Origin of the sequence: Pseudomonas marginalis (genome assembly GCF_001645105.1) — a bacterium.
In the GTDB taxonomy this organism is placed as follows: domain Bacteria; phylum Pseudomonadota; class Gammaproteobacteria; order Pseudomonadales; family Pseudomonadaceae; genus Aquipseudomonas; species Aquipseudomonas petroselini.
In genome coordinates, this window is the sequence record NZ_LKEG01000030.1 from 1 (window position 1) to 22,493 (window position 22,493).

General features: G+C 61.3%; 25 protein-coding genes. 11 read left to right on the forward strand and 14 right to left on the reverse strand.

The genetic code is table 11. The features are described from left to right. Nucleotides 1–457: 457 nt before the first annotated feature. On the reverse strand, nt 458–1,456 hold the full coding sequence (locus tag AO064_RS07915; RefSeq protein ID WP_015886010.1) for a FecR family protein: 999 nt from the start codon (nt 1,454–1,456) through the stop codon (nt 458–460). 63 nt (nt 1,457–1,519) lie between these two features. Next, nucleotides 1,520–2,041: an RNA polymerase sigma factor gene (locus tag AO064_RS07920; RefSeq protein WP_015886011.1), complete on the reverse strand. Its 522-nt coding sequence runs from the start codon at nt 2,039–2,041 to the stop codon at nt 1,520–1,522. Nucleotides 2,042–2,248: 207 nt separating this feature from the next. On the opposite strand from AO064_RS07920, the gene aroQ reads away from it, so the two are divergent. Both aroQ and AO064_RS07930 read left to right on the forward strand, forming a co-directional pair. Beyond that, nucleotides 2,249–2,698: a type II 3-dehydroquinate dehydratase gene (aroQ, locus tag AO064_RS07925; protein WP_015886012.1), complete on the forward strand. Its 450-nt coding sequence runs from the start codon at nt 2,249–2,251 to the stop codon at nt 2,696–2,698. Beyond that, a complete protein-coding gene (locus AO064_RS07930) occupies nt 2,695–3,543 on the forward strand; it encodes a shikimate dehydrogenase (protein ID WP_064052943.1) in 849 nt (282 codons plus the stop codon). Before aroQ ends, AO064_RS07930 begins: the two co-directional genes overlap by 4 nt. Before the next feature lie 134 nt (nt 3,544–3,677). Here AO064_RS07930 and AO064_RS07935 read toward each other — a convergent pair whose 3' ends face one another. Together AO064_RS07935 and quiC are read right to left on the reverse strand one after the other, a co-directional pair. After that, nucleotides 3,678–4,319 carry a TetR/AcrR family transcriptional regulator gene (locus tag AO064_RS07935; protein WP_043205941.1) on the reverse strand — a complete coding sequence of 214 codons (642 nt, stop codon included), beginning with the start codon at nt 4,317–4,319 and terminating at the stop codon, nt 3,678–3,680. A 77-nt stretch (nt 4,320–4,396) separates the two neighbouring features. After that, on the reverse strand, nt 4,397–6,298 hold the full coding sequence (quiC, locus tag AO064_RS07940) for a 3-dehydroshikimate dehydratase QuiC (RefSeq protein WP_015886015.1): 1,902 nt from the start codon (nt 6,296–6,298) through the stop codon (nt 4,397–4,399). A gap of 221 nt (nt 6,299–6,519) precedes the next feature. Here quiC and AO064_RS07945 point away from each other — a divergent pair, with 221 nt between their 5' ends. Then, entirely contained in the window at nt 6,520–7,854 is a 1,335-nt protein-coding gene (locus AO064_RS07945; protein WP_064052944.1) for an MFS transporter, read from the forward strand. 13 nt (nt 7,855–7,867) lie between these two features. Here the strand turns inward: AO064_RS07945 and AO064_RS07950 are convergent, their stop codons facing one another. Further along, complete coding sequence (locus AO064_RS07950; protein ID WP_046036589.1) at nt 7,868–8,746, reverse strand: DMT family transporter; 879 nt, start codon at nt 8,744–8,746, stop codon at nt 7,868–7,870. Between the two features lie 199 nt (nt 8,747–8,945). On the opposite strand from AO064_RS07950, the gene AO064_RS07955 reads away from it, so the two are divergent. From AO064_RS07955 to AO064_RS07965, 3 genes are read left to right on the forward strand one after another with little or no spacing between them, the layout of a single operon-like run. Then, nucleotides 8,946–9,359, forward strand: coding sequence for a membrane lipoprotein lipid attachment site-containing protein (locus AO064_RS07955; protein ID WP_064052945.1), 414 nt, complete (start codon nt 8,946–8,948; stop codon nt 9,357–9,359). 56 nt (nt 9,360–9,415) lie between these two features. Next, complete coding sequence (gene ypfJ / locus AO064_RS07960; RefSeq protein WP_064052946.1) at nt 9,416–10,303, forward strand: KPN_02809 family neutral zinc metallopeptidase; 888 nt, start codon at nt 9,416–9,418, stop codon at nt 10,301–10,303. Continuing rightward, a complete protein-coding gene (locus AO064_RS07965) occupies nt 10,304–11,293 on the forward strand; it encodes a hypothetical protein (protein WP_064052947.1) in 990 nt (329 codons plus the stop codon). Nucleotides 11,294–11,350: 57 nt separating this feature from the next. Here AO064_RS07965 and AO064_RS07970 read toward each other — a convergent pair whose 3' ends face one another. The 3 genes from AO064_RS07970 to AO064_RS07980 are packed head-to-tail and all read right to left on the reverse strand — an operon-like array spanning nt 11,351 to nt 13,424. Further along, complete coding sequence (locus tag AO064_RS07970; protein WP_064052948.1) at nt 11,351–11,950, reverse strand: HAD family hydrolase; 600 nt, start codon at nt 11,948–11,950, stop codon at nt 11,351–11,353. Further along, nucleotides 11,947–12,816, reverse strand: a complete 870-nt coding sequence (gene tesB, locus AO064_RS07975; RefSeq protein ID WP_015886022.1) for an acyl-CoA thioesterase II — start codon at nt 12,814–12,816, stop codon at nt 11,947–11,949. The genes AO064_RS07970 and tesB overlap by 4 nt, the downstream gene beginning before the upstream one ends. Nucleotides 12,817–12,854: 38 nt before the next feature. Then, nucleotides 12,855–13,424, reverse strand: coding sequence for a GNAT family N-acetyltransferase (locus AO064_RS07980; RefSeq protein WP_015886023.1), 570 nt, complete (start codon nt 13,422–13,424; stop codon nt 12,855–12,857). A 75-nt stretch (nt 13,425–13,499) separates the two neighbouring features. Between AO064_RS07980 and AO064_RS07985 the strand changes: the two genes are divergently transcribed. Beyond that, nucleotides 13,500–14,420 (forward strand): histone deacetylase family protein, encoded by a 921-nt coding sequence (locus tag AO064_RS07985; protein ID WP_015886024.1) that lies wholly within the window; start codon nt 13,500–13,502, stop codon nt 14,418–14,420. 171 nt (nt 14,421–14,591) lie between these two features. Continuing rightward, a complete protein-coding gene (locus AO064_RS07990; RefSeq protein ID WP_064052949.1) occupies nt 14,592–15,818 on the forward strand; it encodes a TIGR03862 family flavoprotein in 1,227 nt (408 codons plus the stop codon). 136 nt (nt 15,819–15,954) lie between these two features. On the opposite strand, the gene rhlE1 is transcribed toward AO064_RS07990, so the two are convergent. Together rhlE1 and yedA are read right to left on the reverse strand one after the other, a co-directional pair. Further along, the gene (rhlE1, locus tag AO064_RS07995; protein WP_064052950.1) at nt 15,955–17,289 is read right to left on the reverse strand and encodes an RNA helicase RhlE1; all 1,335 of its coding nucleotides are present in this window, start codon (nt 17,287–17,289) and stop codon (nt 15,955–15,957) included. 48 nt (nt 17,290–17,337) lie between these two features. After that, nucleotides 17,338–18,234, reverse strand: a complete 897-nt coding sequence (yedA, locus tag AO064_RS08000) for a drug/metabolite exporter YedA (RefSeq protein WP_015886027.1) — start codon at nt 18,232–18,234, stop codon at nt 17,338–17,340. Between the two features lie 160 nt (nt 18,235–18,394). Between yedA and AO064_RS08005 the strand changes: the two genes are divergently transcribed. Continuing rightward, nucleotides 18,395–18,850, forward strand: coding sequence for an Lrp/AsnC family transcriptional regulator (locus AO064_RS08005; RefSeq protein WP_053138029.1), 456 nt, complete (start codon nt 18,395–18,397; stop codon nt 18,848–18,850). Further along, nucleotides 18,840–19,538, forward strand: a complete 699-nt coding sequence (locus AO064_RS08010) for a cyclase family protein (RefSeq protein ID WP_064052951.1) — start codon at nt 18,840–18,842, stop codon at nt 19,536–19,538. The genes AO064_RS08005 and AO064_RS08010 overlap by 11 nt, the downstream gene beginning before the upstream one ends. A gap of 22 nt (nt 19,539–19,560) precedes the next feature. Here the strand turns inward: AO064_RS08010 and AO064_RS08015 are convergent, their stop codons facing one another. Further along, on the reverse strand, nt 19,561–19,800 hold the full coding sequence (locus AO064_RS08015) for an acyl carrier protein (RefSeq protein WP_064052952.1): 240 nt from the start codon (nt 19,798–19,800) through the stop codon (nt 19,561–19,563). Between the two features lie 230 nt (nt 19,801–20,030). Between AO064_RS08015 and AO064_RS08020 the strand changes: the two genes are divergently transcribed. Then, on the forward strand, nt 20,031–20,333 hold the full coding sequence (locus tag AO064_RS08020) for a DUF3077 domain-containing protein (RefSeq protein ID WP_064052953.1): 303 nt from the start codon (nt 20,031–20,033) through the stop codon (nt 20,331–20,333). A 153-nt stretch (nt 20,334–20,486) separates the two neighbouring features. On the opposite strand, the gene AO064_RS08025 is transcribed toward AO064_RS08020, so the two are convergent. The 3 genes from AO064_RS08025 to AO064_RS08035 all read right to left on the reverse strand — a co-directional run bounded on the left by AO064_RS08025 (nt 20,487) and on the right by AO064_RS08035 (nt 22,482). Further along, complete coding sequence (locus AO064_RS08025; protein ID WP_046036583.1) at nt 20,487–21,098, reverse strand: 3'-5' exonuclease; 612 nt, start codon at nt 21,096–21,098, stop codon at nt 20,487–20,489. Nucleotides 21,099–21,141: 43 nt separating this feature from the next. After that, complete coding sequence (locus AO064_RS08030) at nt 21,142–21,618, reverse strand: LabA-like NYN domain-containing protein (protein WP_015886033.1); 477 nt, start codon at nt 21,616–21,618, stop codon at nt 21,142–21,144. Nucleotides 21,619–21,735: 117 nt separating this feature from the next. After that, nucleotides 21,736–22,482: a DUF2076 domain-containing protein gene (locus AO064_RS08035; protein ID WP_064052954.1), complete on the reverse strand. Its 747-nt coding sequence runs from the start codon at nt 22,480–22,482 to the stop codon at nt 21,736–21,738. Nucleotides 22,483–22,493: the final 11 nt, after the last annotated feature.

Below are 22,493 nucleotides of genomic sequence, written 5' to 3' on the forward strand. Positions count from 1 at the left end.
CATCTTTCGGTACCCCTGAATGAAATTTCAGGGGATTTTACTAAAGACCTTGAAAGGGATGGCCGTAAGGGCGGAACCCATAGTGGCCGTGACCTAAATAACGGATATGTACCCGGTCTGATCCAACATCCTGGTCGTCTGCCAGCCCGCCAGCGGGAGCAAGCTCCCTCGCCANGGCAAGCCCCCTCCCACATTTGGATCGCGGGGTAACCGTTAGATTATGGTCAGCTGTCAGGCCGCCAGCGGGAGCAAGCTCCCTCGCCACAGGTCCAGCGCCATACCCAAAATGGTGTAGATACCGAGGCCCCGATGGCGCTGAATCAGTCACCTGATGAATTGACTGACACACCGCTATCGGGAGCAAGCCCCCTCCCACATTTGGATCGCGGTCAGCTGTCAGGCCGCCAGCGGGAGCAGGCCTAACTCACCACAGGTCCAGCCCACACCTACAGGACAATCAATAGATCAAGCTGAGGCCCGCCAGATCCAAACGCTGCACGTGCAGCTCCTGGGTGAGAATGCCAAGGGCAGTGTCGAGCATATCAAGCCGAAACACCCCGCTGACCTCGCGATCCCCCAGCGCCGAATCCGCCAGCACCACACGCCCAGGACGATAGCGGTTAAGTTGCTCGATGACCTTGGCCAGCGGCTGGCGATCAAAGATCAACACACCGCGCCGCCAACTGGTGGCCCGCTCTACATCGAGCTGGTCGATGGGCACGATGCCTTCCTGGAGGTTGTAGCGTGCAGCCAGGCCCTCCTTAAGCACCCTGTCGGCCGGACCTTTTTTCGGGATAGCTTGCAGGGAAACCTCAACACTGTGCTCCAGCACCCCAACCCACGCCTGGCTATCGCCCTCGCGCGCCACCACAAACCGCGTGCCCAGCGCACGGGTTTGCCCCCCGGCGCTCTGCACCACGAACGGCCGGGTTTCCTGGCCCACCCTCGGCGCCACATCAAAGATCGCCGAGCCCTGGAGCAGACTGATACGGCGTTGCACACCGTCGTAGTCCAGGCGGATGGCACTGCCGGAATCCAGCTCTACGGTACTGCCATCGGCGAGGTGCACGGTGCGCACCTCGCCTTTCTGGGTGATGTAGTCGGCTTGCAGGCGCAACAGCACGTCCGGCCCGCGCACCCAGCCAACACCGGCCACCACCACGACCAGCGCGACAGCCGCCGCACGTTGCCATGGCCTGCGCCGCTTGGACCGGCGCACCGGCAGCGTCGCCGCCGGCGGGCGTTGACGCTGCAGCGGTTCGTCCTTGTACACCTCACCCAATGCCGCCCACGTCTGTTCGGCAAAGCGCAAGGCCGCTTCGTGGCGGCTGTCGCAGGCGATCCAATGCTGCAGCTCGGCCTGCTCCTGGTCGGTCAGGGCACCGGCGTGCAAGCGCACCGCCCACTCGGCGGCTGCCTCGGTAATGCTGTGCTGTTGCGGACCCTGGCTATTCACGTGTGAATCTCGAATTTTTCGTTATGTAACGCTGTGACGACTGACCTGGCATTTTTCGGTAATTCATTCGTCGGATGGCGCCACCTCGCCTTCCTGCAAGCGCTGCATCACGTAGGCCAACGCCTTGGCCAAGTGCTTTTGCACGGAACTGTCAGAAATGTCCAGGTGCCGGGCGACCTGGGCGTGGGTCATGCCTTCGATGCGATTGAGACGGAAAATCTGCTGGGTGCGTTCCGGCAACTCCGCCAGTGCCTGCTTCAATGCCTGTCGCTGTTGCTGCGCCATTGCCTGAGCCTCCAACCCGGCCACGTCATCTTCAATCTCGGCCAGCGCCTCATGGGGCACGGAGTCTGTCTTGCGCCGTGCTTCCTGGCGAATATGGTCGATCAGCAGATTGCTCGCCGTTCGATAGAGATAGCCCTGGGAGTTGTCGATGCGCTCGCCGGCCGGTTTTTCCGCCAGGCGCAGGAAGCTCTCCTGCACCAGGTCTGCGGCCAACTGCGGGTCCCGTACCTTGCGCGCCAGATACCCGCGCAGGGTATCGGCGTGCTTGAGAAACAGGCCTTTGAGATCCACGTCCGACAAACCGACTCCCTGGAATGTTAAGGAAACAGGCGGGCATCTTAAGCGTTGTCGAGAATGATTTTCAATTGATATCTAATCTGATTCCAGCGCGTGACGGGTCTGATTAACAGTTCGGTAATCGAACAGATCCGCTGCCATCAATTGACCAAATTAACTAACCAGTACATTTTATCCCCACAACGAACAATAACTGTGGAGACCCTCCCTATGCCGCCCATCGTGCTGGTGCTCAATGGCCCCAACCTCAACCTGCTCGGCACCCGTGAGCCCGCCACCTATGGCCATGAAACCCTGGCCGATGTCGCTGCCCTGTGTGGCCGCAGCGCCGAACAGCTCGGGCTGAAAATCGAATTTCGCCAGACCAACCACGAAGGCGAATTACTCGACTGGATCCACGGCGCCCGCGCCCGTTGCGCCGGTATTGTGATCAACCCGGCAGCCTGGACGCACACGTCGGTGGCGATTCGCGATGCACTGGTCGCCAGCGAAGTGCCGGTGATCGAAGTGCACCTGTCCAACGTGCATGCCCGTGAGGCGTTCCGTCATCACTCTTTCGTATCGCCCATCGCCAAGTCGGTGCTCGCCGGGTTCGGCAGCCATGGCTACCACCTGGCCCTGGAACATTTCAGCCACCTGCTCAAAGGGGCAGCCCGATGAAACCGCGCATTCTCGCCGGCTTGATCGGCAGCGGCATCCAGGCCTCGCGCACCCCTGCCCTGCATGAACAGGAAGGCGATGCCCAAGGTTTGCGCTACCTGTATCGCCTGATCGACCTTGAACCGCTGCGCCTGGACATCAATGCCCTGCCCGACTTGCTGGAAGCCGCCGAGCTGATGCACTTTACCGGGCTGAACATCACCTACCCGTGCAAGCAGGCAATCCTGCCATTGCTCGATGAATTGTCCGACGAAGCCCGGGGCATTGGCGCGGTTAACACGGTGGTGTTCAAGGACGGCAAACGCATCGGCCACAACACCGATTGCCTTGGGTTCGCCGAAGGGTTTCGGCGCAACTTGAACGACGTCGCCCGCCAACGCGTGGTGCAGATGGGCGCCGGCGGTGCAGGTGCAGCAGTGGCCCATGCGCTGCTGGCGGAAGGCGTGCAGCACTTGAGTATTTTCGATGTGGACGCCAGCCGAGCGCGCGATCTTGTGGATAACCTGGCTCAGCGCTTCGGCACAGGGCGTGCGCAGGTCGGCACACACTTGGAAAATGCGATGGCCGAGGCCGATGGCTTGGTCAACACCACACCGATGGGCATGGCCAAGTTGCCCGGCACGCCGGTGCCTGCGTCCTTGTTGCGGGCTGAATTATGGGTCGCCGAAATCGTGTACTTCCCGCTGGAAACCCAACTGCTGCGCGACGCCCGCGCCTTGGGTTGCCGCACGCTGGATGGCGGCAACATGGCGGTGTTTCAGGCGGTGAAGGCGTTTGAGTTGTTCAGTGGAGAAGCGCCGGATGCACAGCGGATGCTGCTGCACTTCCAAAGCATGAATACCTGACGGTAGAAACCGGAGCAAAATGTGGGAGGGGGCTTGCCCCCGATGGCGGTGGATCAGGCACCTTATCAGGAACTGGCCTGCCGCAATCGGGGGCAAGCCCCCTCCCACATTTGATTGCATTCCAACCTGAGTACTCAGGCCTGCAGGTACCGCATCACCGACTCACAAATCATCTCGCGGTGCCGCTGCTTGATCGCCTCATCCGACAGTTCGATCTGAAAGATCTCACTGAACGTATGGCGGTTGGACACCCGGTAAAAGCTGAACGAATTGATCAGCAAGTGAACATCCAGCGGCTCCAACCCTTCCCGAAACACGCCCATCTCGGCCCCACGACGCAACGTCGCACCCAGCGCCTCGAGGATGTTGCTGTTCATCGCCTTGATCGAATCCGAACGCTTTACGTATTCGGCATTGTGGATATTTTCGATGCTGACGATGCGCACGAAATCCACGTTCTGGTCGTGGTGATCGAACGTGAACTCCACCAGCCGCCGAATAGCATCACGCGGTTCCAGGGCGGTGAGGTTCATGCGGGTTTCGGTGTTGCGGATGTCACCGTAGAGCTTCTCCAGCACCTCGACGTACAACTGCTCCTTACTGCCGAAGTAGTAATAGATCATGCGTTTGGAGGTGTGGATGCGCTCGGCGATCGCATCCACGCGAGCGCCGGAAAGGCCCTGCTGGACAAACTCGACAATGGCTTCCTGGAGTATGTTTTCGCGGGTCTTTTCCGGGTTGTTCTTCCGGCTCTTGCGGGGTGCCTCGGAGGTCATGGTGCGCTCACGGCCAGTGTTATGCAGGCGCTGATTATGGGCCGCGAGGCCTCCCGAAGGAAGCACCTCGCCAGCCGTTATAAACGCGCCTGGCGCACCGCACCGCTGCGCGATTTGGCCATCGCCGCCAGGCGCACCGCCACGTTGGCCGCGCCGTAGCCGGCATAACCGTTCTTGCGCTGGATGATCTCGAAGAAAAACCGCCCTTCAAACGGCTCGGTGTACACGTGAAACAACTCACCGCCTTGGGCGTCGCGGTCGTAGAGCACGTTGTAGTACGCCAGCTCGCTGAGGAATTCGTCGTCGAAATCGAAACGCGCCGCCAGATCATCGTAATAGTTGAGCGGAATATCCAGCAGCGGCACACCCGCGTCTTTGGCGCGGCGCACTTCGGCGAAAATATCCGCGCAGTCGAAGGCAATGTGGTGCACGCCCGAGCCGCGATAGCTCGACAGTGCGTGGGAAATGGCCGTGTTGCGGTTCTCGGAGATATTCAGCGGCAGGCGGATCGAACTGCAGCGGCTGCGCAGGGCGCGGCTTTTCACCAAGCCGTAAGGGTCAGGCAGCACCACTTCGTCGTCGGCTTCGAAATCCAGCAGGCTCTTGTAGAACAGCACCCAACTGTCGAGGCTGTCGGCCGGCAACGCCATGGCCATGTGGTCGATGCGCAACAAGCCGCCGCTGGTTGAAGCGGCGGGCTGCAGGTTGAAGTCGGTGTCGTACAGCCCGCCTTCGCTCGGGTCCACCAGGTAAATCAGGCTGCCATCCGGCGCGCGCACCGCCGCCAGCTCCAACTCGTTGGGCCCGACCAGGCCGCGATACGGCTGGCCCTTGTACGCCACCGCCCGCTCCAGCGCCTTCGCGCTGTCCTTGACCCGAATCGCAGTGGCGCACAACGACGGCCCGTGGGCTTCGAAAAAGTTGTGGGCAAACGAATAGGGTTCACAGTTGAGAATCAGGTTGATATCGCCCTGGCGCAACAGGCTCACGCTCTTGGAGCGATGCTGCCCGGCCTTGACGAACCCCAGGCGTTCCAACCAATGAGTGAGCTTGGCGCCGAGGCTTTCGTCCACGGCAAACTCGAGGAACTCGATGCCGTCGTATTCGCTGGCCGCCGGGGTATCAAACAGAATCTCGGCAGGTTGCGCGGGCGCTTCCTGTTTCAGACGCTCGCGGGTTTTCTCTTCCAGGTACAGCAAGGAGCGCAGGCCATCCGCTGCGTTCGCCCGAGTTGGCGCGGCGCGGAAGCCGTCGTTGAAAATCTCCAGGGACAGTGGCCCGGTGTAGCCACTCTTGATGATCGGCGCGAGGAAACCCGCCAGGTCGAATTCGCCTTGGCCGGGGAAGCAGCGAAAATGCCGGCTCCACTCCAGGACGTCCATGGCCAGGACCGGCGCGTCGGCCATTTGCACGAAGAAAATCTTGTCGCCGGGGATGTCGGCAATGGCGCTCGGGTCGCCCTTGAGCGACAGGGTGTGAAAGCTGTCGAGCAACACGCCCAGGCTGGGGTGATCGACCTGACGCACCAGGTTCCACACCTGTTGCCAGGTGTTCACATGCTTGCCCCAGGCCAAGGCTTCATAGCCGATACGCAGGCCACGGCGGCCAGCATGTTCGGCCAGCAGGCTCAAGTCATCCAGTAGAATGCGTTCATCACCCACGCAATCGGCCGAGGCATTGCTGCACACCAGCACCAAGTCGGTGCCCAACTCCTGCATCAGGTCGAACTTGCGCTCGGCACGCTCGAGGTTGCGCGCCAGGCGGTCACGGCGGCAACCTTCAAAGTCGCGGAACGGCTGGAACAACGTGATAGCAATGCCGAGGTCGGCGCACATCTGCCTAACTTCACGCGGGCTGCCATCGTAATACAGCAGATCGTTTTCGAAGATTTCGACGCCATCAAACCCGGCGGCCGCGATGGCTTCGAGTTTTTCCGGCAGGGTTCCGCTCAAGGAAACGGTGGCAATAGAGCGTTGCATGGGCGACTCCCGGCATTTGAGGCTGGTCTTATTTACGGCAAATTATTGGCCGCTAAACTGTCGACAGCAATTAAAATGTACGAACCGGTTAGTTTTTGGTGCGATTATCGAACACTATGCCTGTTTGGCGAATTGACGATTTTTTAAGCGCTGCGCACCATCGATCCAGTAACAAAGACCCAGAACACACCATAAAAATTTCAAAAAACGGGTACAACCACATGCCTCTGCAAAACTCCGTCCTGGCCGACCGCCCGGGCAACCCGCACGCCGGCATCGGCGACAAGATCCGCGGCGCCCTGGCCGTGGGCAAAACGCGCTGGGGCATGCTGGCCCTGGTGTTTTTCGCCACCACCCTCAACTACATCGACCGCGCCGCACTGGGCGTGATGCAACCGATCCTGGCCAAAGAGATGAGCTGGACGGCGATGGACTACGCCAACATCAACTTCTGGTTCCAGGTCGGCTACGCCGTCGGCTTTGTGCTGCAAGGCCGCCTGATCGACCGGGTCGGCGTCAAACGCGTGTTCTTCTTCGCCGTACTGCTGTGGAGCCTGGCAACCGGCGCTCACGGCCTGGCCACCTCGGCGGTGGGCTTTATGGTCTGCCGCTTTATCCTCGGGTTGACCGAAGCCGCCAACTACCCGGCGTGCGTCAAGACCACGCGGTTGTGGTTCCCGGCGGGTGAACGTGCCGTGGCCACCGGCATCTTCAACGCCGGCACCAACGTCGGCGCGATGATGACCCCGATGCTGCTGCCGTTGATCCTGCATGTGTGGGGCTGGCAGGCGGCGTTCCTGTGCATGGCCTCGCTCGGTGCGATCTGGCTGGTGTTCTGGGGTTTGAAGTACTACAACCCGGAAGACCACCCTTCGGTCAAACAATCCGAATTGGACTACGTGCAGCAGCAAGTCGAGCCGGAACAACCGGGCGTCCCCTTCAGCCGTATCCTGCGGATGCGCGGCACCTGGGCCTTCGCCATCGCGTATGCCCTCACCGCGCCGGTGTTCTGGTTCTACCTGTATTGGCTGCCGCCGTTCCTGAACCAGCAATACAACCTGGGCATCAACGTGACCCAGATGGGCATTCCACTGATCATCATTTACCTGACCGCCGACTTCGGCAGCGTGGGGGGTGGGATTCTGTCGTCGTTCCTGATCGGCCGAGGCATGAACCCGATCAAGGCACGCCTGCTGTCGATGCTGCTGTTTGCCTGCTGCATCGTCGGCGTGATCATGGCCGCCGGTTCCAGCCAGCTGTGGGTCGCGGTGTTTGCCATCTCCCTGGCGATTGGTGCGCACCAGGCCTGGACCGCCAACATCTGGAGCCTGGTGATGGACTACACGCCCAAGCACATGATGAGTACGGTGTTTGGTTTCGGCGGCATGTGCGCGGCCATCGGCGGTATGTTCATGACCCAGATCGTCGGCCACATTCTCACCGTGACGAACAACAACTACACAGTGTTGTTCACCCTGATCCCGGCGATGTACTTCATTGCGCTGACCTGGATGTACTTCATGGCGCCGCGCAAGATCCCTACCGTAGACGTCTGAGCAACCGTCAGAGCTATCTGCGCCGCTGCTGCCAGGCAGCGGCCAACCCGCTCATGCAGATCACCCCGATGCCGACCACCGTGGTCACATCGGGGGTATGGTTGAACACCAGCCAGCCCAACAACCCCGCAAACACGATCTGGCAATAGCCGAACGGCGCCAGCAAGGCCGGCGCCGCGAAGCGGAACGCCTGGGTCAACATCAAGTGCGCGGTCATGCCGCACGTGCCCAGGGCCAGCATCAACACGCCATGCCACAGCGTGGGGATCTGCCAGAAGAACGGCACCATGGCGCTCATCACCAAGGTATTGCACAGCCCGGCAAAGAAGTTGCTGGTGGTGGGGGTGTCGAACTTACTCAGGATGCGCGTGAGCAGTTGGTAGAAGCAGAAGAACAGCGCCGAACACAGCGGCAGCAACACCGCCGGCGTGAAGAGTTCGCCGCCTGGATGGATGATCACCAGCACCCCGATAAAGCCACAGATCACCGCCAGCCATTGGCCGCGTGTCACGTGCTCACCCAGCAGCGGCACCGATAGCGCCGTCACCAGGATGGGCGCCAGGAAGTTCACTGCCGTGGCTTCGGCCAAGGGGATGTAATGCAGCGCCGCCGTGAAGAACAAGCTGGTGCCCAGCAGACACAGCGCCCGCACCACCTGCATCCCCGGCCGTTTGCTGCGCAGTACGCGCAACCCCGATTGCGGCAGGAAAATGCCGGCCATCAACAAGGTGTGCACCAGGTACCGCGCCCACACCACCATCACGATCGGGTAGAACCCGGCCAGGTATTTGGACAGGGCATCGTGGCTGGAGAACAGGAACGTCGCCAGTACAATCAGCAGAATGCCTTTGAAAGGATGGTTGATGCCGGAAAGGGGGGTACTGACAGTCATTGGATTCTCTTGCGTGGCGAGCTGAACGCTGAGCACTGAACGAAGCAGCGCTCAACCCGGTAATCTAGCAGCCGGGCCGGAGTCTGCCCCAAGAGCATAACCAAACACCGGGCGAACAGCGCACTAAATCACGGGATTCGAGTCCAACGCTGCACGATTGCCCTCGCGCTGTACACTTTTTAACCAAGGCCTTGCCGCTATGAAAAAAACGCTTTTTATTCTGTCTGCCCTTGCTCTGCTGACTGCCTGTAATCAGGAATCCAAGGAAGCGCCAAAACCCGCACCGGCGTCCGTACAAGCGACCCTCGTGCCGCAAACGCCGCCAACCGACAAATGGGTGGGCAAGTGGATCGGCGTCGAAGGCCTGTACCTGACCATCGCCAAGGATGACAGCATCGGCCGTGGTCACTACCTCCTCACCATGCAATACGGCCTCGACGCCGATGACGCCGGCACCTTCAAAGGTGAGGCCAATGAAGACGGCATCGCCTTCAACCGCCCGGACGGCCCGCAACTGCTGCGCGCCGGTGACGGTGAAGCCACCGGGCTGAAATGGCTGGCGGATAAAAAGGACTGCCTGATTGTCGATACCGGCGAAGGGTATTGCCGCTAATAACGGCCATACTCAACCAACATCCCTGTAGGACCGTTCATCAAGAGGATTGCCCCATGCTATGGAAAAAAGGCCGACGCAGCGACAACGTGGTGGATGCCCGCGATGACAGTGGCGGGGGTGGCGGCGGCATGCGCTTTGGGGGCGGTAAAGGCTTGAGCCTGACGGCGATTGTGCTGATCGTCGGCATCGGCTGGATGACCGGCCAGGACCCGTTGCAGATCCTCGGCCAACTGACCGGCCAGATGGAACAGGCGCCCTCGGTGAGCACCCAATCGCGCGAGGCGCCGCCGGCCAACGATGAACAAGCCGATTTTGTACGGGCCGTGTTGGGCGATACCGAGGACACCTGGGGCCAGGTGTTCAAGGAAAACGGCCTGGCGTACAAGAACCCGAAACTGATTCTGTTCCGTGGCCGGGTCAACTCCGCCTGCGGTGGCGCCACCTCGGCCAGTGGCCCGTTCTATTGCCCGGCTGACCAACAGGTGTACCTGGACCTGGACTTCTTCCGGGAAATGTCGCAACGCTTCCAGGCCGCCGGCGACTTCGCCCAGGCCTATGTGATCGCCCACGAAGTCGGGCACCACGTGCAGACACTGCTGGGCATTTCGTCGAAGATCCAGGCCGCACGCCAGCAAGGCCGCCAGATGCAAGGCGACGGCGGCCTGTTGGTGCGTCAGGAGCTGCAAGCCGACTGCTTCGCCGGGGTGTGGGCCAACCGTGCGCAAAAGCGCCTGAACTGGCTGGAACCCGGTGACATTGAGGAAGCACTGAATGCGGCCAACGCCATTGGCGATGACCGCTTGCAGCAACAGGGTCAAGGGCGCGTCGTGCCGGACTCGTTTACCCACGGCACCTCGGCGCAGCGCGTGCGCTGGTTCAAGACCGGCTTCGCCCAGGGCCAGATCACTCAATGCGACACCTTTGCCGCCAAGAGCCTCTAGATGAATAAACGATTGGGATTGCTGCTGGGTGCGCTAGTCACCTGTTCCGCCTTGGCCGCCGAGCCTGTCGTAAAAGAGCATGGCGTCAAAGAAGTCAGTCCCGATCGTTTCCACCTGGAGGCCGGCGACCTCAGCCTGGGCTTGAGCCAGGACTGGCGACAGCCACTGCCCACGGTCACCCGCGCCTTGATCATCGTGCACGGCCGCCTGCGCAATGCGCAGACCTACCTGCAAAGCGGTGAAGATGCCGCCGAGCATGCCGGGCTTACCGCCAGCACGCTGGTGATCGCGCCGCAGTTTCTCAACGCGTCCGACGTGAAGCGCAACCACCTGGGCAACTCGGTACTGCGTTGGAAGGGCAACGACTGGATGGCCGGCGAGCCCTCGACCGGGCCGGGCCAAATCAGTTCCTACGGCGCGCTGGACCAGATTATCAAGCACCTGGGCAACCGCACATTGTTCCCGGCGCTGAAAGAAATCGTGGTCGCCGGCCACTCCGGCGGCGGCCAGGTGGTGCAGCGTTTCGCCCTCACGGGCCACGACCACCCGATGCTGCAGACCGAAGGCATCAGCTTGCGCTACGTGGTGGCCAACCCGTCGTCCTACGCCTACTTCAGCCCGCAGCGCCCGGTGAAGTTCGACACCGCCAGTTGTCCCGGTTTCAACGACTGGAAATACGGCATGCAAAACCTGCCGGACTACGCCAAAGGTCAGAGCGCCGAGCAGCTTGAAAAAACGTACGTGTCACGCAACATCACCTACCTGCTGGGCCAGCAAGACACCGACCCGAACCATCCCGCGCTGGATAAAAGCTGCGCCGCCGAGACCCAGGGCGCGTATCGCCTGATTCGCGGGCACAACTATTTTGACTACCTCAAGCAGCGGCATCCGCAGTTGAGCCATAGGCTGGTGGAGGTGCCGGGGGTGGGGCATAACGGGGATGGGATGTTTACGTCGCCGGAAGGCCAGAAAGTACTCTTCGGGAAATAACTGCCGAAACCGGATTAAAAATGTGGGAGGGGGCAAGCTCCCTCCCACATTTGATTGTCAGCGTATGGGCTGGATCATCCGGCGCAGCACCGCACAATCCTCGGCATGCCAATCCGCCAATTCAGGCCAGGGATTTTCCGGCAGGTTCACCAACACCGTCCGCGCCCCCGCCGCCCGGCCACAGTCCAGGTCAAAGCGATAATCGCCGACCATCACCATCTCGCTGGGCGCCACGTCCCAGGCTGCTGCCAGTTTCAGCAAACCACCCGGGTCCGGCTTCGGCGGCGCATCGTCACGCCCCAGCACATCCTCGACGGCAAAGCAGTCCGCCAGGCCAATCGCCTCCAGCGTTATATGTGCCAATTCCCGCGCATTGCGGGTCAGGATACCCAGGCGATCACCCCGCCCGGCCAGCTCGCGCACCAGTTCCACGGCGCCTTCAGCCGCGACGGAACGCTGCGCCAGCTCCCGTTCATGCTCCAGCAGCCAGGCATGCTTGGCCGTCGCGACCTCCCCCGGCAATGCCGCCAAGTGAGTGAGGATGTCGTCCTCGGGTGGAATCTCCAGCGCCACGCGAATGGCCGCAAAGTCATGCACGGCCACCGTGAGGGTGCCGTCCATGTCGAACACCCAGTGCCTGACGTCCGCCAGGCTCATGCCCAATCCTTGCGATGACGAATCAAACCTTCCTGCGTCACCGAGGCCACCAATTGCCCGGCGCGGTTGTACACGCTGCCACGGGAGAACCCACGGGAATTGCCGGCCCACGGGCTGTCCATGGCGTACAACAGCCAATCATCGGCACGCAGGTCGGCATGGAACCACAACGCGTGGTCGAGGCTGGCGACTTGCATGTCTTTCTGCCACACGGTCTTGCCGTGGGGCAGCAAGGAGGTGGTCAGCAGGCCGAAGTCCGAGGCGTAGGCCAGCAGGTACTTATGCAACGCCGGCGTGTCGGCCAGGGCGCCGTCGGCGCGGAACCACACATATTTGACCGGGTCGGAGGGCTGCGGGTTGAACGGGTCTTTCTCGGTCACCGGGCGCACTTCGATCGGTTTGGGGCACAGCAGCTTGTCGCGCATGTGCTCGGGGATCAGGTGCGCCCGCTGCTGGGTCAGTTCCAGCTCCGACGGCAAGTTTTCCGGACCGACCACTACGGGCATGGTGGTCTGGTGATCGAAGCCTTGTTCGTCGTATTGGAACGAAGTGGTGCAGGTGAAGATCGGGTGGCCCTTCTGGATCGCCGTCACGCGGCGCGTACTGAAACTGCCGCCGTCGCGCACGCGGTCCACCGAGTAAACCACCGGCAACTTCGCGTCGCCAGGGCGCAGAAAATAACCGTGCAGGGAATGCACATGCCGCGCTTCTTCTACGGTCTGGCTGGCTGCCGACAACGACTGGCCGAGCACCTGGCCACCAAACAATTGGCGAAAGCCCAGGTCCTGGCTGCGGCCGCGAAAGAGGTTTTCCTCGATCGGCTCCAGGGTCAGCAAGTCCACCAGATCTTCCAATACTTGGCTCATAGAGCAACTCCTAAAATCTACGGGGCATTCCGGGCTGCCTATCCGTGCAGCGTGTCCAACCATTGGGCGCGGGTGATGCGATACAAAACATGATGGCGCAGCGGGTCATCGGCTGCGACCTTGGGGTGTTCAAAATCTGCCAGCGGATCGTAATGCATACCGATGGCCTGCATGACTTTTTGTGATGGCAGATTGGCTTCGGTGGTGAACGCGACGATTTCGTCCAACTGCAAACGGTCGAAACCACAGCGCAACGCCGTCCAGGCCGCCTCGCTGGCGTATCCCAGGCCCCAGTGCTCGCGGGCCAGGCGCCAGCCGATTTCCACCGCCGGGGTAAAGTCGGTTTCAAAGCTGACATTCGCCAGCCCGGTGAGGCCGATGAATTCACCCGTGTCCTTGCGCTGTAACGCCCACAGGCCAAAGCCGTATTCGGCGAAGTGGCCGCGAATCCGGCCGATCAAGGCGGCGCTTTCCAGGTGGCTCAACGTGGCCGGGAAATAGCGCATCACCTGCGGGTCGGCGCACATGCGTGCAAATTCCAGCAGGTCGCTGTCGCGCCATTGGCGCAGCACCAGGCGTGCGCTTTCCAATTCAAGTATCGGCTCCATGGGTCCCCTCCCTTGCCATGTGCGTGAGTGTACCGCGCTGTTAAGATCCCTCGCAGGTTCCCGTCAGAAAATCCCATGCCTTTGCCATTGATCTACCACGATGACTACAGCCCCGAGTTCCCGGCGGAACATCGGTTCCCCATGGACAAATTCCGCCTGTTGCGCGACCACCTGGTGGACAGTGGCCTGACCGAGGACAGCCAATTGCTGCGCCCGCAGCTGTGCCCAGCGCAGATTCTGGCCCTGGCCCATGACACGGGGTATATCGAACGCTACATGAGTGGCGAACTGTCCCGCGAAGACCAGCGCCGCCTCGGCCTGCCGTGGAACGAAGCCCTGGCCCGGCGCACCGTGCGTGCGGTCGGCGGCTCGATTCTCGCGGCAGAACAGGCGCTGGAACACGGCCTGGCGTGCCACCTGGCGGGCGGCACCCACCACGCCCATTACGATTACCCGGCGGGCTTTTGCATCTTCAATGACCTGGCGGTGATCAGCCATTACCTGCTGGCCAGCGGCCGGGTCAACCGCGTGCTGATCTTCGATTGCGACGTGCACCAGGGCGACGGCACCGCGCGCATCCTCCACGACACGCCGGATGCCATCACCGTGTCGCTGCACTGCGAAAAGAACTTCCCCGCACGCAAGGCCCAGAGCGACTGGGACATTCCGCTGCCCATGGGCATGGGCGATGCCGATTACCTCAAGGTGGTGGACGACGCGCTCAACTACCTGCTGCCGCTGTATCAACCGGACCTGGTGCTCTACGACGCCGGCGTCGATGTGCACAAGGACGACGCCCTCGGTTACCTCAAGCTGACAGACGCCGGCGTCGCCGCCCGCGACGAAAGCGTGATGCGCCACTGCCTGGGCCGCGATATTCCGGTGATGGGTGTGATCGGCGGCGGCTACAGCAAGGACCGCCCCGCCCTGGCCCGTCGCCACGGCATCCTGCACCACAGTGCGCAACGGGTGTGGACGTCATCAGGTTGTCATTGAACCGTGGGCGTTACCCACATTGCCTGTGGAACCACCTGTGGATAACTTGAGCGTAAGCCTCTGAAAGCAAGCAGCCGTAAGGCTTGTAGGAAAGTGTACGTTTTTTGATCAGGCAGCCACGCTGTCGTCGGGTAGAATACGCGGCCTATTCAAGCCACCAAAGCCCTGCCCATGCCCCAGACCTCACCTCACCACGTCACCCTGATCGGTGGCGGCCCTGCCGGGCTGATGGCGGCCGAAGTCCTGAGCCAAGCGGGCGTGCGCGTGGACCTGTACGACGGCATGCCCTCGGTGGGGCGCAAATTCCTGCTGGCCGGCGTGGGCGGCATGAACATCACCCACTCCGAGGCGTACCCGGCGTTTCTCTCCCGGTATGCCGAACGTGCGCCGCACATGGCGCCACTGCTGCGTGGGTTTGGCGCCGAGGCGTTGTGCGAATGGATTCACGGCCTGGGCATCGAGACCTTCGTCGGCACCTCCGGCCGAGTATTCCCTACCGATATGAAAGCCGCCCCGCTGCTGCGCGCCTGGCTCAAGCGCCTGCGCGAACAAGGCGTCGTTATCCACACCCGGCATCGTTGGGTGGGGTGGAATGCAGAGGGTGGTTTACTTATCCACAGCCCGGACGGCGATAAAGTTGTCCACAGCGACGCCGTGCTGCTGGCGTTGGGCGGTGGCAGTTGGTCGCGCCTGGGTTCCGACGGTGCCTGGCTCAAGTTGCTGGAAGACAAAGGCGTGCCCTACGCCCCCCTGCAACCGAGCAACTGCGGCTTCGAGGTGTCGGCCTGGAGCGAATTGATGGTCAGCAAATTCGCCGGCGCGCCGCTGAAGAACGTTGCCATTGGGCTGGCGGATGACAAACCTCGGCTGGGCGAATGCGTGGTCACGGCGACCGGTATCGAAGGCAGTTTGATCTATGCACTGTCGGCGCCGATTCGTGAGGCGATCAATCGCAACGGATCGGCCACCGTGCATATCGACTTGCTGCCGAGCAAGCCGCTGGACAAGGTCCAGGCCGCCTTGGCCAAGCCGCGCGGTTCACGTTCGATGAGCAAGCATTTGCACAGTCAATTGGGGTTGGAGGGGGTGAAGGCCGCGCTGTTGCGTGAGTTGGCACCGGCCGGGCACTTCAATGACCCGGCGCAACTGGCGGTGGATATCAAGGCCTTGCCGCTGATATTGGTGAAGACACGGCCGATGGATGAAGCCATCAGCACCGCAGGTGGCGTGCCGTTTGAGGCGTTGGATGAGCGTTTGATGCTCAAGCAGTTGCCGGGGGTGTTTTGTGCGGGGGAGATGCTGGATTGGGAAGCGCCGACCGGGGGCTACCTACTGACAGGATGCTTTGCCAGCGGAAGGGCGGCTGGGCGGGGGATGTTGGAATGGCTTAAGCGCTGAGATGTGCGGTGAATCCAGAGCCGGCATCGCAGGCAAGCCAGCTCCCACATTTTGATGTGTGAATACAGTCAAATGTGGGAGGGGCGGTGCGACGATTCGACTTGCCCCCGATGAGGCCATCAGCAGCGCCGAAAAATCACTTCTTCTTACGCGGCCCCGTATTAAACACAGGCACCTTGCGCACCGGCTTGATCGAAGGCTCCACCGGCGCCGCATCCCCGCTGTCCACCCACTTGCCCAGGTTGCGCTTACCGCCACCCCCTGACGCCTTAGGCTTCTTCGGTTTCTTCGGCTTCTTCACCACCTGCCCGCTGGCGTCGGTGTCCGGCACACGGTGCTCCGGTTCGAAGTCCGGCTCCATCTTGCGCGTCAGGGTCTGACGCGTGAGCATCTCGATCGCCGACAGCATGTTTACTTCATCGGCACACACCAGGGAAATCGCTTCGCCGGTGTTGCCCGCACGCCCGGTACGACCGATGCGGTGGATGTAATCCTCGGCCACGATCGGCAGGTCAAAGTTGACCACCAGCGGCAAATCTTCGATGTCCAGGCCACGGGCCGCCACGTCGGTGGCCACCAGGATCTGCACTTCGCTCGACTTGAAGCGGTCCAGCGCACGTTGGCGAGTGGCTTGTGGCTTGTCGCCGTGGATACCGTCGGCGTTGATGCCCAGGCCTTGCAACTTATCCACCAGCGCATCCACGCCGTTACGGGTCTTGGCGAACACCAGCACCTGCTTCCAGCGGCCTTTGCGCATCAAGTGCACAAACAGCTCCGGCTTGCGCTTCTTGTCCACCGGCACCACCCACTGCTTCACGGTGTTGGCGGCGACGTTGCGCGGGCTGACTTCGATGGTCAGCGGGTCGTTGAGCATCTGCCCGGCCAGCAGGCGGATCTCATCGGAAAAGGTCGCGGAGAACAGCAGGGTCTGGCGCTTTTTCGGCAACATGCGGTAGATGTTCGCCAGCTCTTCGGAGAAGCCCAGGTCGAGCATGCGGTCGGCTTCATCCAGCACCAGGGTTTGCAGCTGGTTGAGTTTCAGCGCGTTCTGGCGGAACAGGTCGATCAGGCGGCCAGGCGTGGCGACCAGAATATCGACACCTTTGCGCAGCTTCATCATCTGCGGGTTGATGCTCACGCCGCCGTACACCGCGTAGGTGGTGAGTGGCAGGTGTTGGGCGTACTCGGCGACGCTGGCATGAACCTGCTCGGCCAGCTCGCGGGTCGGGCACAGGATCAGCGCACGCGCCGAGTTGGCGGCGACTTTCGGCCCTTCGGTGGTCAGCAGTTGCAGCAGCGGCACGGCAAAACCGGCGGTTTTGCCGGTGCCGGTCTGGGCCGCGGCCATCAGGTCGCGACCGGCCAGCACCGCCGGAATGGCTTGCGCCTGCACCGGCGTCGGGGTCTGGTAGCCAAGCGTCTCAAGGGCGCGCAGCAAGGGTTCGATCAGGCCAAGGGAGGCGAAAGTCATGTGTTTACCGTAGGAAAAATTCAGCGCAAGGGCGTAATGCGCCGCAGTTTACCTTATTTCCGGCTTGGGCTTTCGCCACTGGGGCAAGCTGATCAGCAGCACCGCGCTGATGATCACCAACATCGCCAAGGCTTCTTCCAGGCCGATGGTCTCGCCGATAAACACGATCCCCAGCAACACCGCCACTGCGGGGTTGACGTAGGCATAACTGGTCGCCGCTGCGGGGCGTACGTGCTTGAGCAGGTACATATAAGCGTTGAAGGCGATGATCGAGCCGAACACGGCCAGGTACGCCAGGGCCAGCCAGCCTTCCAGCGGCGGCATGGCTTGCAGGCGTTCGCCGGTGAGCGCGCTGGCGATCAACAGCGTCACGCCGGCCACCAGCATTTCCGCAGCGCTGGCCATGGCTCCCGGTGGCAACGGCAGGCGCCGGCTCCACACCGAACCAAACGCCCACGACGCCGCAGCAAACAGCAGCAAAGCAGCACCCATCGGGCTCGATTGCAACGTGCTGCCCATATTGAGCATAGCGATGCCGATCATCCCCAAGATCACGCCCGCCCATTCCAGCCGGGTATTGCGCGCGCCCCAGAAATAACCGCACAACAACGTGAACAGCGGTACGGTCGCCACCGCCAGTGCCGCCACGCCGGACGACACGCCAGTGTGCTCGGCCACACTCACTGCGCCATTGCCGAAGGTCAGCAGCAAAATGCCAATCTTGGCCGCCGCCTTCCACTGCTCCCACGTCGGCGCCGGCGCTCCACGCCAGCGCAAAAACCCGTACATCGCCGCACCCGCCACCAGAAAACGAATTCCGCCCAGCATCAGCGGCGGCCAGTACTCCACGCCGATGCGAATCACCAAATAGGTGGACCCCCAAATCACATACAACGCAAAAAAGGCAGCGATCAACGGTAAGGGGAAGCGACGTGGGCCAGGCATTGGGTAGCTCTGCGGCAGGAGATAGGAGGCTTATTCTAAAAAAGCAGGTCGTTAAACATAAGTTACAAAACCTGTTTAAAACGCCGTTACACTTTTCAAAGCATGGTTATGAACGCTATAACCCGTGTTTTCGAAAGCCGCACGCAACTGGAGCCTTATCATGGACAAATACGACCGTATGCTCCTCAGCGCCCTGCTCGAAGACGGCCGCGCGTCCTACGCGCAATTGGCCCGCACGGTAAACCTCTCCGCCCCCGCCGTGGCCGAGCGCGTGGCCAAATTGGAGGCCAGCGGGGTGATCACCGGGTATCAGGCCAAGGTGGATTTATCCAAGGTGGGGTTGCCGATCCAATGCGTGATTGAGCTGCGGTTGACCAATCATGGCAGTCAGAAGGTGTACGACGCGCTGGCGGAAATCCCCGAACTGACGGAGTGCCATCGGGTGACCGGCGATCCGTGCGTGATCATGCAGGCGGCGGTGGGGTCGATGCCTGAGCTGGAGAATTTGATCAACCGGATCGCGAAGTTCGGGTTCAGCAAGACCTCGATTATTTTGTCGAGTGCGATAGAGCGGCGGGTGCCGTTGGGGCAGTTGGAGGGCAAAAATGGTGGGTAAGCTCAGCAAGGTCGTCAGCCTCAGTCACCCGATCAGTCCGCGTATCCCGCTGTGGCCGGGCGATCCCCCCGTGGCGTTCGAAGACGTCGCTTCGTTGGAAAAGGACGGCTATTTCCTACGGCGCTTCAGCATGGGTGAACACAGCGCCACGCATATGAATGCGCCGAATAGTTTCTATGCTGACGGAATGGGAATTGAAGGCTATCAACCCGAAGACTTGGTACGCCCTGCCGTGGTGATAGATGTGCGCGGTAGAACCCAAAGCAACCCGAATTACGAAATCTGCCCGCAGGATATTGAAGCGTGGGAACGCGTGCACGGCCTCATCGAAGCGGGTTGCGTGGTACTGATGTACACCGGCTGGCAGCATCTTTGGAACGATCCGACAGCGTTTTTCGGGCTGGACGCGCAAGGCTCCCACTTCCCGGGCATTGGCGAGGCGGCGATCCGGTTCTTGCTTGAGCAACGCCAGATTGCCGGAGTCGGGATAGATACTCACGGGGTTGATCCGGGACAGAGCGCTGCATTTGTGACAAACCACGCCGTGTTGGGCAGGAATGGGATTGTGCTGGAATGTTTGAGCAATCTCGACCGCTTACCGGCCAGGGGCGCCACCTTAGTGATCGGTGTACTGGGACTGGAGGGCGGTTCAGGATCACCCGCATCGGTGATGGCGTTTATCCCCTGACGACTCAGTTGCTTCAACGCTGCTATGAGCGCTGAACAATCAAATCGACAATCTGGTTGATCGTGGTGATGTGGTCCCAATCCGCCTGAGTGGCGTGTAGATTGAACTGCCATTTGATCTGCATGACAAAGCAGGTCAGGTCGTCATCAATGATCTTAAAGTCGTGAATAAAATCCGTTTGTTCCGACACCTGGCTTCGGTCGATGAAGCCGCAGATGTCGACAAACAATTGCATGACCTTTTCGCTGATATCGGCCCTCATTTACCCAGTCTCCTTCCCCCCTGAATAACTGAATAGATACCAGAGGGCAGTTTTTAATGGCCAGCAAGATCGATCGTATTCATATGCGGGAAATTTCCGAGTGAGGTTTGCCCCCCTTGTCCCGCTGAGACAGCACAACTAACCTGCCTCGCGTCATCGGCCTCTCGATGACCGGAAGTGCAAGCCGAAATTGACGGAAGGAGCGAGTTAAATATCCTGGAGGTCTCAACATGGTTAAAGCAACTTCCGCATCAACTGACAACGGCGTGGCCTTCCCCAGCGAAGACGACCTGCTCAACCGCCGAGCCATCGACTACTACCTCAAAGCCTGCGCCCCGGACGCACCTCATTTCGCCCTGAACGACAACCTGAGTTTCGAAGACGCCCTCGCCCATGCGGCGGATTTACTGCATTGCGCGGTGGAGACGGCGCATGCGTCGAGTGAAGCGATGAAGGCGCAACAGCGGGCGGTGAGCGGGCTTTTTGTGGTGAGCGGGCTTGCCCCGCGCTGGGCTGCGGAGCAGCCCCACTAAGGACGCCGCGTTCTGTCAGATAGAACGGAGTATCAGGTTTTGGGGCTGCTTCGCAGCCCAGCGCGGGGCAAGCCCGCTCACCACAGCAAGCCCGCTCACCACAGCAAGCCCGCTCACCACAAAAGCACACGCCCGCAGGGCATTGTGGCGAGGTCAGAACCCGCGATGCTTCTTCAGGTGTTCATTGATCTTCGCCGCCGGCACTTTCTGCAAGGTGCACAGCAGCTCATGGGACAGTTCGCGCAAGCCGTGCGTACGGCGCAGTTCCTGGGCCAAATGGGCTGTGAGGTTGGCCGCCATTTCCGCATCCGCCATCGCCCGGTGAGCCTTGCCGGTGTGGGGCAGTTGCGCGTAGGCGTTGAGGGTGCCGAGCTTGTGGTTGGGCGCGGCCGGCATGAGGCGGCGGGCCAGTAGCAAAGAGCAGGCGAATTTTTGCAGGCGGGTGCGGCGGATCAGGCCCAGTTCGTAGTCCCAGAACTTCTGGTCGAACGCGGCGTTGTGCGCCATCAGTGGCGTAGTCCCGACGAATTCGTTGACTTCGTTCATCACCCGCTCGGCCGGTGGCGCGCTGCGCAGCATGGCGTTGCTGATGCCGGTGAGTTGTTCGATAAAGCCCGGCACGCGCACGCCGGCGTTCATCAGGCTCTGGTAGCGGTCAACGATCTGGCCACGCTCAAGGATGACCACGGCGATCTCCGTGGCCCGGCAATGACTGTTCGGCGTAATGCCGGTGGTTTCAAAGTCGATGACCGCTATACGTTCCAAACCTGTTCCCACTCCGTCTAACTGTTTATTAAGCCGCCGCGCTCTATTTGAGCAGCAGCGCGCCTTCGATCGGCACGTAGCGGCTGGCCGCGCGTATCAGCGAGTTGGCCGTCAGCCCCGGTACGCCGTAGGCCACCGCTTCGACGCCATGCTTATTGATGATGCGGTCGAGCAGCATGTCGAAATCACCGTCGCCGGAAGCCAGCACGATTTCGTCGACGTGGTCGGCGGCGTCCATGATGTCGATGGTGATGCCCACGTCCCAGTCGCCCTTGGCCGAACCGTCGCTGCGCTGGATGTAGGGCTTGAGTTTTACCGTAAAGCCCAGGTTGCGCAGGATCTGCTGGAATTGCTGCTGCTTGCTGTCGCCACGGTCGATGGCATACGCATACGCCTCGACGATCTGCCCGCGCGAGCTGATATCAGCCCACAAAGCGGCGTAGTTGAAGTGGCAACCATAGGCCTGGCGGACGGTGTAATAGAGGTTCTGAACATCGGCGAACACTGCAATTTTCTTCACCGCACTTCCTCATGACAGCCAGGCGCCAGGGCCCGGAAAGGGTGCCAGTATGCCAGCCGCGAGTGAGTTGCCGGTAAAAATCAGACCGGGGCGACGAAGCGCCCCGGCCAAGATGCGTCAGACGAAGGAATCGTCATCGCCGAAAGAGGAAGAGTCGTCGGAATAATCGCTGTCGGCGAAGCTGTCCGAGCTGTTGCTGCCCCAACTGTCGTTACCGGCAAACTTCTGGTCATCATTGCCCCAGTTGCCGTTGTCACTGGCAGGCGCCGGCTCTTCGCGGATGATTTCTTCCACCACTTGCGGTTGTTGCGAGTTGTGGTTGAACAGGCTGCTGATACCTTCGGCCAGCAACACACCACCGGCCACGCCGGCAGCGGTTTTCATCGCGCCGCCGAGGAAACCGCTGCCCACTGGCGCTGCGGCGGGCGCCTGTTGCGGCTGTTGATAATTCTGCTGCGGCGCCGGCTGGCCAAAGGACGGCCGTGCCGGTTCACGCCAGCCACCGCCGGAGGACGTCGGCGCAGTTTGGGCGGGTTGCGGGTCACGGGAACCGCCGCCGCCAAAGATGCTCGACAAGAACCCCCCGCCACTCGAAGGCGCAGGTTGTGCTGATTTAGCCCGTTGCAGCTCATCCTGCAATTGCTGGATCTGCTGCGCCTGCTGTTTGTTCTGCGCGTCGAGACTCTTGAGCGCGTGTTCCTGCACCAAAATCGACTGGGTCATGTAGTACCCAGCGGCAGGTTGGCGAGTCATGTGCTCCTTGATCCGCGCTTCGGCCTGGGCGTCGCGGGGGGCTGAGTCCGTTTCGGCTTGTTGCAACCGTGAAAACAGTCCATCGATCAGGGTTTGCTCTTCGCTGTTCATGGCGACCTCGT